Annotated in this window: 14 protein-coding genes; 5 read left to right on the plus strand and 9 right to left on the minus strand. The window is 73.2% G+C overall.

The features are described 5' to 3' along the window. Positions 1-43 precede the first annotated feature (43 nt). The gene (locus ACFC0Z_RS23815; protein ID WP_376441395.1) at positions 44-1,600 is read left to right on the plus strand and encodes an MFS transporter; all 1,557 of its coding nucleotides are present in this window, start codon (positions 44-46) and stop codon (positions 1,598-1,600) included. A gap of 52 nt (positions 1,601-1,652) precedes the next feature. Here ACFC0Z_RS23815 and ACFC0Z_RS23820 read toward each other — a convergent pair whose 3' ends face one another. Continuing rightward, positions 1,653-2,159 (minus strand): MarR family winged helix-turn-helix transcriptional regulator, encoded by a 507-nt coding sequence (locus ACFC0Z_RS23820; protein WP_376441397.1) that lies wholly within the window; start codon positions 2,157-2,159, stop codon positions 1,653-1,655. Between the two features lie 137 nt (positions 2,160-2,296). Between ACFC0Z_RS23820 and ACFC0Z_RS23825 the strand changes: the two genes are divergently transcribed. Then, entirely contained in the window at positions 2,297-3,085 is a 789-nt protein-coding gene (locus ACFC0Z_RS23825; RefSeq protein WP_376441400.1) for a dioxygenase, read from the plus strand. Between the two features lie 195 nt (positions 3,086-3,280). Here the strand turns inward: ACFC0Z_RS23825 and ACFC0Z_RS23830 are convergent, their stop codons facing one another. Continuing rightward, positions 3,281-4,315, minus strand: coding sequence for a questin oxidase family protein (locus tag ACFC0Z_RS23830; RefSeq protein ID WP_376441402.1), 1,035 nt, complete (start codon positions 4,313-4,315; stop codon positions 3,281-3,283). Positions 4,316-4,714: 399 nt separating this feature from the next. On the opposite strand from ACFC0Z_RS23830, the gene ACFC0Z_RS23835 reads away from it, so the two are divergent. Further along, complete coding sequence (locus tag ACFC0Z_RS23835; protein ID WP_376441405.1) at positions 4,715-5,716, plus strand: RNA polymerase sigma factor RpoD/SigA; 1,002 nt, start codon at positions 4,715-4,717, stop codon at positions 5,714-5,716. A gap of 52 nt (positions 5,717-5,768) precedes the next feature. Here the strand turns inward: ACFC0Z_RS23835 and ACFC0Z_RS23840 are convergent, their stop codons facing one another. After that, a complete protein-coding gene (locus ACFC0Z_RS23840; RefSeq protein WP_376441406.1) occupies positions 5,769-6,761 on the minus strand; it encodes a helix-turn-helix transcriptional regulator in 993 nt (330 codons plus the stop codon). Positions 6,762-6,823: 62 nt separating this feature from the next. Here ACFC0Z_RS23840 and ACFC0Z_RS23845 point away from each other — a divergent pair, with 62 nt between their 5' ends. After that, entirely contained in the window at positions 6,824-8,380 is a 1,557-nt protein-coding gene (locus tag ACFC0Z_RS23845; protein ID WP_376441409.1) for an MFS transporter, read from the plus strand. Positions 8,381-8,449: 69 nt separating this feature from the next. On the opposite strand, the gene ACFC0Z_RS23850 is transcribed toward ACFC0Z_RS23845, so the two are convergent. Beyond that, positions 8,450-10,393, minus strand: coding sequence for a hypothetical protein (locus ACFC0Z_RS23850; protein ID WP_376441412.1), 1,944 nt, complete (start codon positions 10,391-10,393; stop codon positions 8,450-8,452). A 292-nt stretch (positions 10,394-10,685) separates the two neighbouring features. Between ACFC0Z_RS23850 and ACFC0Z_RS23855 the strand changes: the two genes are divergently transcribed. After that, entirely contained in the window at positions 10,686-11,810 is a 1,125-nt protein-coding gene (locus ACFC0Z_RS23855) for a glycosyltransferase (protein ID WP_376441415.1), read from the plus strand. 41 nt (positions 11,811-11,851) lie between these two features. Here ACFC0Z_RS23855 and ACFC0Z_RS23860 read toward each other — a convergent pair whose 3' ends face one another. The 5 genes from ACFC0Z_RS23860 to ACFC0Z_RS23880 form a co-directional block, all read right to left on the minus strand. Next, positions 11,852-12,661 (minus strand): DUF6227 family protein, encoded by an 810-nt coding sequence (locus tag ACFC0Z_RS23860; RefSeq protein ID WP_376441418.1) that lies wholly within the window; start codon positions 12,659-12,661, stop codon positions 11,852-11,854. A gap of 154 nt (positions 12,662-12,815) precedes the next feature. After that, the gene (locus tag ACFC0Z_RS23865; RefSeq protein WP_376441420.1) at positions 12,816-13,901 is read right to left on the minus strand and encodes a P1 family peptidase; all 1,086 of its coding nucleotides are present in this window, start codon (positions 13,899-13,901) and stop codon (positions 12,816-12,818) included. A gap of 44 nt (positions 13,902-13,945) precedes the next feature. Further along, on the minus strand, positions 13,946-14,479 hold the full coding sequence (locus tag ACFC0Z_RS23870) for an AAA family ATPase (protein WP_376441423.1): 534 nt from the start codon (positions 14,477-14,479) through the stop codon (positions 13,946-13,948). Beyond that, positions 14,476-15,657, minus strand: a complete 1,182-nt coding sequence (locus tag ACFC0Z_RS23875; RefSeq protein ID WP_376441426.1) for a low temperature requirement protein A — start codon at positions 15,655-15,657, stop codon at positions 14,476-14,478. Before ACFC0Z_RS23875 ends, ACFC0Z_RS23870 begins: the two co-directional genes overlap by 4 nt. A gap of 143 nt (positions 15,658-15,800) precedes the next feature. Then, complete coding sequence (locus tag ACFC0Z_RS23880) at positions 15,801-16,520, minus strand: sirohydrochlorin chelatase (protein ID WP_376441429.1); 720 nt, start codon at positions 16,518-16,520, stop codon at positions 15,801-15,803. Positions 16,521-16,753: the final 233 nt, after the last annotated feature.

The raw sequence follows: 16,753 nt of genomic DNA on the forward strand, positions 1-16,753 counted from the left end.
ACGTCCCTTTTTCTCCTGTACGCACCAAGAGGTGGCTACCCCCATGTCGAAAACTCCTGCCGTCCAGAACGGAGCGGGCGCCGGCGCCGGCTCCGCGACCGAGCCCGACCCGGGCCGCTGGAAAGCCCTCGTCTTCATCGCGCTCGCCCAGCTGATGGTCGTGCTCGACGCGACGATCGTGAACATCGCCCTGCCCTCCGCCCAGCAGGACCTCGGCATCTCGGACGGCAACCGGCAGTGGGTCATCACCGCCTACGCCCTCGCCTTCGGCGGACTCCTCCTCTTCGGCGGCCGCATCGCCGACCTGTGGGGCCGTAAGCGCACCTTCGTCGTCGGCCTCATCGGCTTCGCCGCCGCCTCCGCCCTCGGCGGTGCCGCCAACGGCGAGGCGATGATGCTCGGCGCCCGCGCGCTCCAGGGCGCCTTCGGCGCGCTCCTCGCGCCCGCCGCGCTCTCGCTGCTCGCCGTCACCTTCACCGACGCCAAGGAGCGCGCCAAGGCCTTCGGCATCTACGGCGCCATCGCCGGTGGTGGCGGTGCCGTCGGTCTGATCCTCGGCGGCTTCCTCACCGAGTACCTGAACTGGCGCTGGACCTTCTTCGTCAACATCCCGTTCGCGATCGTCGCCGCCATCGGCGCGTACCTCGTCATCCGCGAGCCCGCCGGCGGCCGCAACCGCTCCCCGCTCGACATCCCCGGCGTGATCCTGTCGACCACCGGTCTCGTCGCGCTGGTCTACGGCTTCACCCGCGCCGAGTCCGAGGGCTGGAGCGACGCCGGCACGATCGCCATGTTCGTCTCCTCCGCCGTCCTGCTCCTCGCGTTCGTGCTCGTCGAGGCGAAGGTCAAGCACCCGCTGCTGCCGCTGCGCGTGGTGACCGACCGCAACCGCGGCGGCGTCTACCTCTCGCTCGGCCTCGCCGTCATCGCGATGTTCGGCCTCTTCCTCTTCCTCACGTACTACCTCCAGGTCGTGAAGGGGTACTCGCCGGTCCAGACGGGCTTCGCCTTCATGCCCATGATCGTGGGCATGATCGTCGGCTCGACCCAGATCGGTACGCGCCTGATGACCCGCGTCCCGCCGCGCCTGCTCATGGCGCCGGGCTTCCTCACCGCCGGCCTCGGCATGCTGCTCCTGACCCAGCTGGAGATCGGCAGCTCGTACGCCGGCCTGATCATGCCCGCGCAGCTGCTGCTCGGCCTCGGCATGGGTACGGCGTTCATGCCGGCGATGTCGCTCGCGACGCTCGGCGTGGACCCGCGCGACGCCGGTGTGGCCTCCGCCATGGTCAACACCTCGCAGCAGGTCGGCGGCGCCATCGGCACGGCCCTGCTGAACACGATCGCCGCCTCGGCGACGACGGCGTACCTCGTCGACCACGCCGCCGGCGCGACCACCCCGGCCGCCCAGAAGCTGGTCCAGCTCCAGGGCATGGTCGAGGGCTACACGGCGGCCATCTGGTGGGCCGTCGGCATCCTGGCCCTCTCGGCCGCGATCGCCTTCGTCCTCATCACCACCGGGAAGCCGGGCGGCGGGGTCGTCGCCGGGTCCGGCGCGAAGGCGGACGACGACGTGGTGGTGCCGGTCATCGCGCACTGATCACCGCACGACAACTGATCACCGCACGACACACGGCCTGCCCTGGTTCCGCTCAGCGGAGCCAGGGCAGGTCCGCGTCCGGGCCCGTCGGCTCCAGGCCCTCGGCCACCGTGCGCATGATCGCGCCGAGCTGCGTCACCTGCTCGGGCGAGAGCCGGTCGAAGAGCGCCTGGCGGACGGCGGAGACATGGCCCGGGGCGGTCCGCCGCATGACCTCCACGCCCTCGTCCGTCAGCTGGGCGTACTGGCCGCGCCGGTCGGTGGGGCAGTCCTCGCGGCGCACCCAGCCGTTCTTCTCCAGGCGGGCGACGGCGTGGGAGAGCCGGGAGCGGGTGATCTTGGCGTTCCTCGCGAGCTCCGTCATGCGCAGGCGCAGGTCAGGGGCCTGGGAGAGCTGGACGAGCAGGCCGTAGTAGACGTGCGGCATCGCGGCGTCGCGCTGCAACTGGCGGTCGAGGTGGTCCTCCAGGAGCGTGGTGGCGTGCAGGTACGCACGCCAGACGCGCTGCTCGTCGTCGGTGAGCCAGTGCGGCTCGGTCTGTTCTCCCATGACGTTCATCGTACGACTCATCCTTGAAAGTTGAACTACATCGTTCTACAGTGCGAGTGAGAGCTTGAAGTTTCAAGTGTCCGAGACGTAGTTCGAGACGTAGTTCGAGACACAGTTCGAGAAGCAGCAGGAAGGCCGGTCGGATCATGGACGCCACGCTTGAGCGGATGCCCGCCCTCTACCTCTCCCACGGCGCCCCGCCGCTCGCCGACGACCCGGTCTGGCCCGGCCAGCTCGCCGCCTGGTCCGCCGAGCTGCCCCGCCCCAAGGCGATCCTGATGGTCTCCGCCCACTGGGAGGAGGCCCCGCTCGCCCTCGGCGCCACCGAGACCCTGCCGCTGGTCTACGACTTCTGGGGCTTCCCCGAGCACTACTACCGCGTCCAGTACGCGGCCCCCGGCGCCCCGCAGCTCGCCGAATCCGTGCGGAAGCTGCTCCGCGCGCCCGGCATCCCCGTCCAGGACATCCCCGACCGTGGCCTCGACCACGGCGCCTACGTGCCGCTCGTCGAGATGTTCCCGGACGCCGACGTCCCCGTACTCCAGATCTCCCTCCCCACCCTCGACCCGCGCCGCCTCATGGACATCGGCCGCAAGCTCGCCCCGCTGCGCGACGAGGGCGTGCTGATCGTCGGCAGCGGGTTCTTCACCCACAACCTGGCCGCGCTCCGGCACACCGGCCCCGGCGTCCCCGGCTGGTCGGCCGAGTTCGACGACTGGGGACACCGCGCCCTGGAGGCCCAGGACGTGGACGCGCTCCTCGACTTCGAGCACAAGTCCCCGGCCGGCCGCCTCGCCCACCCCCGTACGGAACACTTCGCACCGCTCTTCGTCACCCTCGGCGCCGCGGACGCGGCCGGCGACCTCGACTCCGAGCGGTCGGTGATCGACGGCTTCTGGATGGGCCTCGCGAAGCGGTCCGTCCAGTTCGGCTGATCGGCCGAGCACCATGGGTACGCCGCCGCGCTAGGGCCTGTCCGGCGGATCATGGCCGGGGTCGCGGGGTCTGGCACGGCACCTCGCCGCGTTGCCGAAACGCCCCGATAGCTCCGCTATCGAGACGTCCCGGCGCCTTGCGATGCACCGCACCAGACCCCGCGCCCTATCCGACCCTGATCCGCCGGACAGACCCTAGAGCGCCGGTGGATTCAGCGTGATCGAACGGACGGCGGCGGCCAGCGCGAGCGGGCCGCCGACGTCGAGGGCTGTGTCCGTGAACTTGATCGTGTGGTCGTCCCCGTGCGCCGCCGCCCGTGCGAAGACCTCCTCGGGGGTCGTGGACACGTGCTCGTACGGCGCCGGGGCCGGGTCCCGCGGGGTGTAGGCCGCGGTCACCGCGGCCGACGCCGCCCAGGCCGCGCCCAGGCTCGGCACCCACAGGTCACGGGGGAGCGCGGGCAGGGTCCGCAGGACCGCGTTCGGCGCCGTCGCCGCGTGCACGAGCATGATCGGTTCGCCGTGGCCGTGGGTCGCGTACCGGTGCGTCGCCGCCGCCACCAGCTCCGTGAGCAGCGCCTTCGCCGCGTCCGGACCGGGCGCCGCGCCCCACTCCGGGATCTCGGTCAGCTGCGCGAGCCGCGCCCGGATCCCGCCCTCCTGTTCCGGAACCGGCGGTACGGCCTCCAGCGCGGCCGCCGCGCCCGGAGGCCCCGCGAGGGAGGTGAGCGGGAGGGGCGTGAGCGGGGGCAGCGGCTGGTGACGGGCAGCCCAGTAACCGAGGGCGTGGGCCAGCTCCGCGCGCCGGGGCGCCGTCTCCTCGGTCGTCAGCAGGGTCCGTACGGCGTGCCCGGTGCGGATCACCGGATGTGTGGCACTGCCCGCGATGCCGGGCAGCAGCCGGGGCCACCAGGCGGCCAGCACCTCCCGCCAGGGCTGCTCGTCCAGCGCGCGGGAGAAGAAACGGGTCCAGTCGGTGATCCGGGCCGGGTCGCCGAGCGCCTCGCGCCAGGTCGCCCCGGTGACCGGGGTGTGCGGGGCGGGGACCTCCTCCAGCTTCGGCGCGTAGGCGTCGAGCCAGCGGTGGACGGCCGGGGCCTGGCCGTGGCGGACCAGCGCCTCGACGGCCATGGGGGCGTGGTTGGTGAGCCAGCCGTTGCGCTCGGGGCCGGTGGCGTGGAGGCGTTCGAGGGCTTCGTCGAGGGTGCCGGAGGCGTCGCTGTCGTACATCCCGTGACGGTAGGGCGGGGGAGGGGCCGGCCGTAACGGGCCCGGGACCTAGGCCTCGGGCCCGAGAAGGTCGCCGGAATCTCGCCGGAACCTCGCCGGGCCGGGCAACCCGAGGGGCCGGTGTGACGTCTGAGGAGGTAGCGGCGCGTGTGATCGCGGTCTCACCGACAGGGTGGTCGGAGACCCCGCGAGCGGCGCTCCACGACCCCTCGTTCCCGGTCTGACCTGCACCTCCGTGGGTTACGGGAGGGAAGACCCGGGGGCGATGGCGGCGCAGGATACTGCATGATCGCGAAAATCCTGCGTCTCTTGGGAATTCTGTCCCGATTCCGGTCGTTGTTTCCGTCGGATGCAGGGCACCCGGAAGGGTGTCGCGACCTACTCAGCAAGGGAGCACGCATGGCAACCCGTGCCGTCGCCCGTCGTCAGACCTCCGCCAAGAGCGGGGCGAGCCGGGCAAGCAGCGTTCGCGCCGTGGGCGGGGACATCGCCGACCGCGACCTGGTCGGCATGTACCTCGACGAGATCGCGCGCACACCCCTGCTCGACGCCGCCAAGGAGGTCGAGCTCTCCCAGACGATCGAGGCGGGCGTCTACGCCCAGCAGATCCTCGACGGAGACATAGAGACCGAGGCGGGCGGAGCGACCCGCGAGGAACTGGAGGCGCTGGCCGCCGAGGGCGAGCGGGCGAAGGACCTCTTCATCAAGTCCAACCTCCGGCTCGTCGTCGCCGTCGCCCGGCGCTACCCGCGCAGCGGGCTGCCGCTGCTCGACCTGATCCAGGAGGGGAACGCGGGCCTGGTCCGCGCGGTCGAGAAGTTCGACTACGCGAAGGGCTTCAAGTTCTCCACGTACGCGACCTGGTGGATCCGCCAGGCCATCACCCGGTCGATCGCCGACCAGTCCCGGACGATCCGGCTCCCCGTCCACCTCGTGGAGGAGCTGGGCCGCATCCGGCGCGTGCAGCGCGAGTTCAACCGGGAGAACGGCCGGGAGCCCGAGCCCGCCGAGGTCGCGGCCGAGCTCGGCTCGACGCCCGAGCGCGTCACCGACGTGCTCGACTGGGCGCGCGACCCGGTCTCGCTCAACATGTCGGTGGACGACGAGGGCGAGACCCAGTTCGGCGACCTCCTGGAGGACACCTCGGCGATCTCGCCCGAGCAGTCGGTGCTCACGCTGCTGCGCAGCGAGGAGCTCGACGACCTCATCGCCAAGCTCGACCACCGCACCGCCTCCATCATCCGGATGCGGTACGGCATCGAGGACGGCCGGGAGCGGACCCTGACCGAGGTCGGCAAGGAGCACGGGCTGACCCGCGAGCGGATCCGCCAGATCGAGAAGCACGCGCTGCTCGAACTGAAGAAGATGGCCCACGACACGGGCTTCGACGCGGTGGCGTAAGCCTCCCGCGCACGATCCGAGAGGGGCCCGGCCACCGGCCGGGCCCACGGGATCAGCCGTTCCCTTCCGGCACCGCCCTCCCTTCCGGCACCGCCCGCGCCAGCCGCTCCGACAGCCCCCGCATGTACGTCACCAGGGGCTCGGGCCCGTGGACCGTGAAGTCGACGTCCATCAGGGTCAGGCGGAGCGCCAGCCACTCCACGTTGTCCGTGACGCGCGCCCGCAGCCGGCAGCGGTCCGGGTCCGCCGGGTCCGCCGTCGGCACGAGATGGCCCGGAAGCCGGCCCGCGACGGACTCCACCGGGGCGGCGAACTCCACGTCCAGGTCGAACTCGCTCTGCGTCCGCGCCATCCGCTGCGCCATGAACGTGGCCGCGTCCCCCGAGGGCAGCTCCCGGGGCGTGAAGCGCGCCCCCGTGGCCAGCGGATCGGTCACCCGGTCGACCCGGAAGGTCCGCCAGTCCTCGCGCCCGAGGTCGTACGCGACGAGGTACCAGCGGTGCCCCGTCGACACCAGCCGGTACGGCTCGACCAGCCGCTTCGTCTCGGCGCCGTCCCCCGCCCGGTAGCCGAAGCGCAGCTTCTCCCGCCCGGTCACCGCCCCCGCGAGGGCCGTCAGCGTCGCGGGCGTGACCGTGGCGCCGTCGCCCCTGGTCAGCGGGATCGTCGCGTTCTGGAGGACGGAGACCCGGTGCCGCAGGCGCGCCGGAAGGACCTGTTCCAGCTTGGCCAGGGCCCGTACGGAGGCCTCCTCGACGCCCTCGATGGCGTGGCCCGCCCCGGCACGCAGGCCGACCGCGATGGCGACGGCCTCCTCGTCGTCGAGGAGCAGCGGCGGCATCGCCGTACCGGCGACGAGCCGGTAGCCGCCGACGGCGCCGAGCGTCGCCTCGACCGGATAGCCGAGGTCACGGAGCCGGTCGATGTCGCGGCGGATGGTGCGCGGGGAGACCGAGAGCCGTTCGGCGAGCTCGCTTCCGGGCCACTCGCGCGGTGTCTGGAGGAGCGAGAGCAGATTCAGGAGTCGTGCCGGGGTGTCCGTCATGTTTTCCAGGATGCGGCCCATCTAGGACATCGACTGACCTAGATAGGTTTTATCTTCTCCATATGAGCGCAACAAACGAAGCCGTCACGGACGCGGCCCCCACGCAGACCTCCGGCGACAAGCGGCGGTGGATAGCCCTCGCGATCGTCATGACCGCCGCCTTCATGGACCTGGTCGACGCCACGATCGTCAACATCGCGATCCCCAGCATCGAGCGCGACCTCCACGCCTCCTTCGGCGCCATCCAGTGGATCACCGCCGGATACGCGCTCGCGTTCGCGGCCGGTCTCATCACCGGCGGACGGCTCGGCGACATCTACGGCCGCAAGCGGCTCTTCCTCCTCGGCACCGCCGGCTTCACGCTCGCCTCGGCGCTCTGCGGCTTCGCCGCCAACCCCGAGATGCTGGTCGCCTCCCGCCTGCTCCAGGGCGCGGCGGCGGCGATGATGGTGCCGCAGGTCCTCTCGATCATCCACGTCACCTTCCCCGCGCACGAGCGCGGCAAGGTGTTCGGCATGTTCGGCGCGATCATCGGCCTCGGCGCGGTCTCCGGCCCGCTGCTCGGCGCGCTCCTCACCGAGTGGAACATCGCCGGCCTGGAATGGCGCCCGATCTTCCTCATCAACCTGCCGGTCGGCATCGCGGGCCTGATCCTCGGCCGCAAGTTCATCACCGAGTCGAAGGCGCCGCAGGCGCTCCGCCTCGACATCGTCGGCATGCTGCTCGTGACGACGGCGCTGCTCATGCTGATCTACCCGCTGACGCGCGGCCGTGAGCTCGACTGGCCGCTCTGGGGCCACCTGATGATGGCCGGCAGCCTCGTCGTCTTCGGCGCGCTCATCGCGTACGAGAAGTACAAGACGAAGAAGGACGGCTCGCCGCTCGTCGAGCTGTCGCTGTTCAAGGTGAAGAGCTTCGCGGCCGGCATCGCGGTCCAGCTGACCTTCGGCATCGTGCTCGGCATCTTCTTCCTGGTCTGGACGCTCTACATGCAGATCGGCCTCGGCTGGAGCGCCCTCAAGGCGGGCCTCACCGGCGTCCCCTTCTCGATCGCGGTCTCGGTGGCCGCCGGCCTCTCCGTCCAGAAGCTCGTCCCGCGCTTCGGCCGCAAGGTCCTCCAGACGGGAGCGCTCACGATGATCGCGGGCATCCTCCTCTACTTCTTCGTGGCCGGGCGGTACGGGAACGGCATCGAGTCCTGGCAGATGATCGCGCCGCTGGTGGTCATGGGCCTCGGCATGGGCCTCATCGTCGCCCCGCTGACGGACGCGGTGCTCTCCGAGGTCCCGCGCGAGCACGCCGGCTCGGCCTCGGGCCTCATCAACACGACGGGCCAGATGGGCAACGCGCTCGGCCTCGGCCTCGTCTCGGTCGTCTTCTTCGGCGTCATCGACGACCGGCACCTGGAGCGGGCGCAGTCCCCGTCGGCGGTCGGCGAGGCGTTCACCGACGCGTTCCGGAACTCGCTCGGCTGGGCGGCCGTCGTGCTCGCCGGCATCTTCCTGGTGATGTTCGCGCTCCCGGCGAAGCCGAAGCAGCACCTGGAGGGCGGCGAGGACGCGCCGGACGCGCCGAACGCCTCCGAGCCCGTCGAGAAGGAGCCGGTGCTCACGCACTGACCCCGCTCGTCTGCGGCCACCGAAGGGCCCCGCTCCGATTCCCGGAGCGGGGCCCTTCGGCGCGTCGTGTCAGTGCCGGTTGCGGATCGTCCCCGGGGGCAGGGCGGCCTTGGAGCCGAAGGCCCGGAGGGGGAGGACGGGGGTGGGGGTCGTCTGCTGGACCCAGGGGTCGTCCCAGATGAAGTTGGTGCCGTTGGTGTCACCCACGGTCTGCCACACCTGCCCGCCCTTCGTCACGATCTTGACGAGGGCGGTGTTGCCCTGGTCGTCGTAGGAGACGCCGCAGGCGTCGGAGGGGAAGTTGGGGTTGGCGGGGTCGGTCGCGGTCGAGACCGTGTTGCTGAGGTCCTGCCACACGATCGTCCCACCGGCGTTGGGCGCCCGCCCGACGTAGACCCGCCCACCGGTGAGGACCGCTTGCTGGTCCTCGGTGTTGCTGGGGGCGAAGAGATCGATGTCGGAACAGGGGCCGGTGGCGCCGGTGGCGCCAGTTGCTCCGGTTGCTCCTGTGGCTCCAGTCGCGCCGGTGGCTCCGGTGGCTCCGGTGGCTCCGGTTGCTCCGGTTGCTCCGGTCGCGCCGGTGGCGCCCGTCGGGCCGGTCGGCCCGGTTTCACCGGTGGCGCCTGTCGCTCCGGTTGCTCCGGTGGGGCCCGTCGGCCCGGTTTCGCCGGTGGCTCCGGTCGCGCCGGTGGCTCCGGTGGCGCCCGTCTCTCCTGTCGCGCCCGTGGCTCCAGTCGCACCTGTCTCGCCGGTGGCTCCGGTGGCGCCTGTGGCCCCGGTCGCTCCCGTCTCGCCGGTGGCTCCGGTCGCACCCGTGGCGCCGGTGGCACCCGTCTCGCCGGTGGCGCCCGTTGCGCCGGTGGCACCCGTAGCTCCGGTTTCACCTGTAGCGCCGGTGGCACCCGTCTCACCGGTGGCTCCCGTAGCTCCGGTTTCGCCGGTGGCTCCGGTGGCGCCTGTGGCCCCGGTCGCTCCCGTCTCGCCGGTGGCTCCGGTCGCACCTGTGGCGCCGGTGGCACCCGTCTCGCCGGTGGCGCCCGTTGCGCCGGTGGCACCGGTGGCTCCGGTCTCTCCTGTGGCGCCGGTGGCACCCGTCTCGCCGGTGGCGCCCGTTGCGCCGGTGGCACCGGTAGCTCCGGTCTCTCCTGTGGCTCCGGTGGCGCCGGTCGCACCTGTCTCGCCGGTGGCTCCCGTTTCTCCAGTGGCCCCAGTGGCGCCCGTGGCTCCCGTTTCGCCGGTCGCGCCGGTCGCGCCGGTCGTACCCGTAGCGCCGGTCGTGCCAGTGGCGCCCGTGGCTCCGGTGGCGCCCGTTGCACCCGTAGCCCCCGTGGCACCGGTCGTACCCGTAGCGCCAGTCGTGCCGGTGGCGCCCGTCGCTCCGGTCGCGCCCGTGGCTCCGGTGGCGCCCGTCGCCCCCGTCGCTCCCGTGTTGCCCTTCGGGCCCTGGGGGCCGGGCGGGCCGGTCGGGCCAGGGGGCCCGGTGGGGCCGGGTGGGCCCGTCGGGCAGTCGTCGTGGCCGCCCAGGGCGGATCTCAGGGCGCGGGGGGCCTCGTCCTCGGCCCGGAGCACGGCGCGGATCTGCTGGTCCACGTAGCCCTGGAAGTCACCCGCCCGGTCACCGTGCGGCGGCGGTCCCTGCTGCTCCCACGGCGGGGGGCCCTCCTCGTGAGGGGGAGGCGGCGGGCCCTCCTCGTGCGGCGGCGGCGGGCCGTCCTCGTGGTGCGGCGGCGGGCCGTCCTGTTCCCAGGGCGGGGGCCCCTCCTCGTGGGGCGGCGGGGGGCCGTCCTCGTGGGGCGGCGGCGGGCCGTCCTCGTGCGGCGGGGGCGGGCAGTCGTCGCCCGTCCGGGCCGCGCCGGCCGTCGTCGGCTCCGGCTTCTCCCACGCCGCGGCCGTCGGCGCCGCGAAGCCCGTGAGGACGAGGGCGACCGAGGTGATCGCTCCGAACCCGCGCCACCCCCGCCGTCGCGGCAGCGGGCCCAGCGGTGACCGCTTGATCCTGGCATCAGGACGCATGCAACAAGCTCCTTCCTCCGCCGGTCGCCGCCCGGCGACGACCGGTCCGAGTGATGTCCTTTGTCGGATCATCGGATCGCGTCTGCGAAGGCTTGACGGTTCCAGAGCACTCCCCACGCCATGGAGTAGCACTGATATCCGAACGGATGCGTACACGATGGCGAATTTCGAGCGGCCCGTCGGCGCGCCGACACCGGGCCTCTCGCGGCCGTCCGTAGGGTCCGCACCCCCGAGAGAGCTCCCCGTCCCCACCGGAAGTGGTGTTGCCGTGCGGCCGTCCATCTGCCTGTGCATGATCGTCAAGAACGAGGCCAAGGTCATCGAGCGCTGCCTCGCCTCCGTCCGCGGCCTCGTGGACACCTGGGTCATCTCCGACACCGGTTCCACCGACGGGACCCAGGAGCTGATCCGTACCGCGCTCGCCGGTGTCCCGGGCGAGCTGCGGGAGGAGCCGTGGGTGGACTTCGGGCACAACCGCAGCCTGAACATCGCCCACGCCCGCGGCCGGGCCGACTACCTCCTCCTGCTCGACGCCGACCACGTCCTCCGGCAGGACGGCCGGCTCCCCGCCGAGCCGGCCGCCGACGCGTACATGCTGCGTCACGAGGGGCACGTGGAGTACCGCATCAAACGGCTGGTCAGGGGCGATCTGCCGTGGCGGTACGAGGGCGTCACCCACGAGTACCTGACGGCCGACCGGGACCACCGCCAGGAGAACCTGGACGCCCTCGTCATCGAGGACCACGCCGACGGCGGCTCGCGCCACGACAAGTTCGAGCGGGACGCCCGCCTCCTGGGCGCCGAGCTCGCGCGGGACCCCGACAACCCCCGTACGGTCTTCTACCTCGCGCAGACCCTGCGCGACATGGGCCGCCCCGACGAGGCCGTGCCCCTCTACGAGCGGCGCGCGGCCATGGGCGGCTGGGGCGAGGAGGTCTACTGCGCCCTGCTCCAGTCCGGCGTCCTGCGGGCCGAGTCGGGCGACTGGCCGGCCGCCATGGACGCCCTCTCGCGGGCCTGGGAGTCCCGGCCGGAGCGCCTGGAGGCCTGCTACGAACTGGCGGCCCGGCTCCGGAAGATGGGCCGCTATCGCGCCGCGCACGCGGTCGTCTCCGCCGTCCTGGACCGGGCGCGGCCCGAGGCGGACCTGCTCTTCGTCCAGCCGTGGGTCTACCGGTGGGGGCTGCTCTTCGAGTATTCGATCAGCGCGTACTGGACCGGCGACCACGCCGCCTCGCTCGCCGCCTGCGACCGGCTGCTCGCGCTGCCCGACCTGCCCGCGTCGTACCGGGAGCAGACCCGGGCCAACCGGGAGTTCGCGATCCGGCGGCTGGTGGAGTCCTCCTCGGCGGCGCACTCCGAGGGCCGGCCGCCCGCGGAGTTCCGGCCCCCGGCCCGGACCCGCGCCCTCGCCTGAGGGCCGGGCCCGGGCCCGGGAGGGGCCACCGGGGTGGTGTGTCAGAGGACCCGGGAGCGGAACTCCATCGCCCTGCGGGCCGTCTCCTCGTCCTCGTACACCTCGCACATGTGGCGGCCGTCCGGGGTCGCCGTGTGCTCGACCTCCCAGAGGCTGACCTCGCTGCCGTCGAGCAGCAGGAACTGGTGCTCGTAGAGGGTGAAGCCGGCGTCCCGGCCGCCCTCGACCGCGCAGGCGCGCCCGAAGGACTGGGTGATGTGGTGGGCGAAGGAGAGGCGGAGCCGTCGGGCGGTCTCCTCGCCCGGCCGGTCCGCGTTCTCCGCGCGGCGCAGGACGCGGCGGGCGTGGTCGGCCGAGTTGTCCGGCACGTACATCCGCGGCTGGGCCGGTATGGGGCGGGCGAGGAGGGTGCTGAGGAGGGCGATGTCGTCCTCGTCGTCCTCGTCGAGCGGGCGGCCGTCGGTGCGCTCGATCGTCCAGCCGGTCAGCGGTTCGACGGGCAGCCGGGAGGCGGCGAGCCGGGCCTCCGACTCCTCCCGGTACAGCTCGTGCTGGTCGGTGCCGTCCCGCCCGGCGTTGTGCGTGAGCTCCCAGAGGCTGACGGCGCTGCCGTCGGCGAGGAGGTACGTGTGCCGGTGGGTGCTGCGCCGGAGCGACGCGCTGTGGTGGGAGGAGTGCAGAGCGGTGGAGTGGGCGAGCGCCGTGCCGAGGCGCTCGACGAGGGAATCGGGCAGGTCGAAGGAGTTGAGCGCCCTGCCGAGGAGCAGTGCGAGGTGTGCCTCGGTCGTCTCCGTGGTCTCGGTCGTCTCGCTCGTCTCGGTCGGATCGTGGGAATCCCGCGGATCATTCAAGAGGGTCTCCAGGCCAGGCCGTCGCCGCTTGTCACTTGGTGCTTGCACAACGTAGTGCCTGGGTCTGACATCGCGTCCAGCGTTCCGGAAAACGGGGGCTTCGGGCGGAAGGTTTCCGCCGGGTAAAGCTGACCAAGCCTCAACTTCCTTTTCCTTACCGGGAGTACGGCTCCGCTTCGGCCCCGTAGAGCTCCCGGTACGAGGGAAAGTCGCCGCCCGGCCCGCGCTGCCCGCCCGGTGCCGCGAGCAGGGCCCGGACGATCGCCCGGGTCACGAGGTCCGCCCCGGCGGCGAGGATCTCGTTCAGGGCGAGCGGGCCCGGAGCCTCCGGGAGGTCGCGGCGGCCGGTGGCGACCGCGAAGACCGTGTCGCCGTCGTTCATCAGGTGCACCGGCCGCACGGCGCGCGCGATGCCGTCGTGCGCCGTACCCGCGACCTTCTGCGCCTGCGCGCGCGTCAGCACGGCGTCCGTCGCGACGACGGCGAGCGTCGTGTTCAGCGGGGGCCGGGTGCTCGCCGCGCGGGCCTCCGCGAGCCGCCGTACCGCCGCCGCGTGCACGGCCTCCGCCGGGGCGCCCGACCGGCCGTCCTCGTACCAGGCGCCGTACGGGACGCCGGTCGCCGGGTCGACCGCCGAACCGGCCGCGTTCAGGACGACGAGCGCGCCGACCGTGATCCCCGAGCCCAGGACGGCGCTCGCCGTCCCCACCCCGCCCCGCAGCCCGCCGGCCACGGCCCCGGTGCCCGCGCCGACCGCGCCCGTCGCCACGCGCGCGTGGTCCCCGCTCGCGTACGCCGCCTCGACGGCGGCCCGGCCCGTCGCCGCGTCCGGCCGGGCGGCGAAGTCGCCACCGCGCCCCAGGTCGAACACGCAGGCCGCCGGCACCACCGGCACCACATGCGCCGGATCGGGCCCGACCCGCACGCCCCGCCGCCGCTCCTCCAGCCAGGCCATGACCCCGGCGGCGGAGTCGAGCCCGTACGCGCTGCCGCCGGTGAGGACGACGGCGTCGATCCGCTGCACCACGTTCCGGGGATCGAGCGCGTCCGTCTCCCGCGTCCCCGGCCCGCCGCCCCGCACGTCCACGGCGGCGACCATCCCGCCCTCGGGCGCGAGCACGACGGTGGTCCCCGTCAGCGCCCCCACCCGCTCCACGCGCGCGTGCCCCACCCGTATCCCGGCGACGTCGGTGACCCCGTCACCCACCCCCGCCCCACTCACCCGTCCACCCTGTCTCATCCCCCCTGCCTACCACGCCCCGCCCCACCCCGCCCGTGCCCGCGTCACGCCCGCCGGAGCAGCGCACCCACCTCCGCGGCGACCGCCCGGCCGTCCACGGGCGCGCCGGTGTCGACGACCACCACCGGCCCCCCGGCCCCCAACGGCCCGGGCCGCGCCGCCCACCCGGCGATCCGCTCCCGCAGCGCCTCGGGCGTCAGCTCCCGGTCGAGATGCCCGGGGTGCCGCTCGCGCGCCCGGAACCGCTCGGCGACGACCTCGACGTCACAGGCGCAGTGCACCTCGACGAGCCGCCCGCCGAGCGACCGGAGCCGCGCGGGCGAACTGTCCCGGTGCCACCAGTTCACGAGCACCGCCCGCCCCGCGTCGGCGGCCAGCGCGTACAGCACACCGTCCGCCGCCCGGCTCAGCCGATGCCGCCACGCCTGGTCGCCGACGCCGAGCGAGTCGTACAGGGACTCCAGAACGACGTCCTTGTCGACCAGCGGAAACCCGAGCTCCGCCGCGAGCCCGCGCGCCAGCGTGGTCTTCCCGCTGGCGGGCAGCCCGGAGACGACCACGAAGACCCGGTCGGTCACGCGAGGGACTCGTCGGTGTCCCGGTTGCCCGTGCGGGTCGTCAGGGTCACGCCGACGGCGACCGCCGCCGCGGCCGCGAGGCCGGCGGCGAGGACTGCCCAGCGGCCCGCGAAGGTGCACAGGAGGATCGCGAGGGAGGCGCCGGGGAGGACGAGTTGCTGGGCGATGCCGACCTTGAAGTAGCGGGCGTGGAGCAGCCAGACGGAGAGGAGGAAGACGGCCGACGGGATCGTCACGGCGGCCGAGGCGGCGAGGCGGGAGATGTGGGCCTCGCCCACCGCCTGTTCGACGGCGATCTCCAGGCCCGCGCCGACGGCGGCGGCCGAGGTGAAGATGACGTAGTGGCCGTAGCCCCACAGGAAGCCCTGGCGGCTCGACGTCAGCCGGTCGTGGGCGGGGACGACGAAGTAGATCCACCAGGCGGCGAAGACGATCAGGAGGCCGCCGGCGGCGATCGGCAGGAGCTCGTCGAGCGCGTCGTGCTCGATGATCCCGGACTTCACGGCGACGGTCGCGGCGGCGACGGTCTCGCCGAGCACGATGATCGTGAACAGGCCGTACCGCTCGGCGATGTGGTGCGGGTGCCAGGTGCTGGGCGCGTCCTTCTCCGCGTACAGGGGGACGGCCATCTCGGCCAGCGCCATCACGAGGAAGATCCAGGGGCGGGCCGGCTCGGGGGCGAGGACGAGGGCGAGCCAGCCGAGCTGCACGGTCAGGACACCGAACGCGTACCGCCGGCACATGGTCCGTTCGGCCGGGTCGGTCGCGTGGTGGGCGGCGCGGAGCCACTGGGAGGCGAGGGCGATCCGCATGACGACGTAGCCGATGTAGACGACCAGGAAGTCGTGCTCCTCGAAGGCGCGCGAGACACCGGCGGCGAGGACGAGGACGCCCGCGATCTGCACGAGGGTGACGACCCGGTAGAGCACGTCGTCGTTGTCGTACGCCGAGGCGAACCACGTGAAGTTCATCCACGCCCACCAGATGGCGAAGAAGACCATCGCGTAGTTGACGACCCCCTCGCCCGCGTGGCCCTCCGCGACCGCGTGGACGAGTTCGGCGCCGGCCTGGGCGACGGCGACGACGAAACAGAGGTCGAAGAAGAGCTCCAGGGAGGTCGCGGTCCGGTGCGCCTCCTGGCGGGAGCGTGCGGTGAGGGGGAGGAGGGGTGGCGTCATCCGAGGGGTCGTCATCACCCCAGGAGATCAGAGGGGGTGGGGTGTTCCGCAAACGGCGGACGGAGTGCCTCCAGGGCCACCCGTTCGGATGCCTGTACGGGAAAGGGGTGGGTAGGGGGTGGGGCGAGGTCGGGCGCGGGGCCTCAGGCCGCCGCTCGGTCCCACACCACCGGTGCCGCCGCCGCCCGCGTGTACCGGCCCGCCACGAGCCCCGCCATCCTCGGGTGGTCCGCGAGCGGTTCCCCGACCGCCCACACGTCCGGTACCTCCGCGAGCGCGTGCGTGAAGCGGCCCGGGGCCAGGAGGTGGGCGGCGACGGCGACGCGGCGGAAGCCGCAGGCGTGGAGCCGGGCGACCGCCTCGCCCGGGGTCGGCTCGCTCGCCGAGCAGTACGCGGCGGTCACCGGGACCGGAAGGAGCGTGCCGAGCTGCCGGACCGCCGTCAGGGTGCCGTCGTTGCCGCCGGGCCGCGAGGAGCCCGCGCCCGCGACGACGACCGCGTCGGCCGGGCCGCCCGCCGCCCGTTCGGCGGCCCGCAGCCGGTCGTACAGGGCGAGCGCCACCGCGTGTTCGCCGCTGAGCCCGCGGGTGACGGCGCAGTCGAAGTGGCGGGCGACGGACGGGATGTCGACCGTGCGGTGGTAGCCGTCGCCGAGCAGCAGCGGGACGACGACCGCGCCGGGCCGGTCCGCGAGGACGTACGGGAGGGAGGGTGTCTGGTGGTCGAGGTGGCCGACGGCGACGGGCGCCCCGGTCAGCCCGCGGACCCGCTCGGCGAGCCGCTCGACGGTCGCGCCCGCCTCGGGGACGGCGCTGCCGTGCACGGCCAGGACCAGGTCTCGTGCCTGAAGCATCCCTGCCATCTGTCTCTACCTCCGTCTGCCCCCAGAAGTACGGCGGGCCATCGGCGGCGGTGTCGTGCGCCGCCGGTGGCCTCGCTCTCCCCACGCTAGGCCCGCCCCCGCCCCCGTACCACCGCCGTTGGGCCCCGGCGGCAGGGCCACAAGTCCCCGGTTCTCGGGTCCTTCTCGCCCCGACACGCCCCTACCGGGCGCCTACGGTCGGAAAGGAATCCCCGCCAGCAGCACCACCAGCC

Origin of the sequence: Streptomyces sp. NPDC056144 (assembly GCF_042264145.1) — a bacterium.
Lineage (GTDB): Bacteria > Actinomycetota > Actinomycetes > Streptomycetales > Streptomycetaceae > Streptomyces.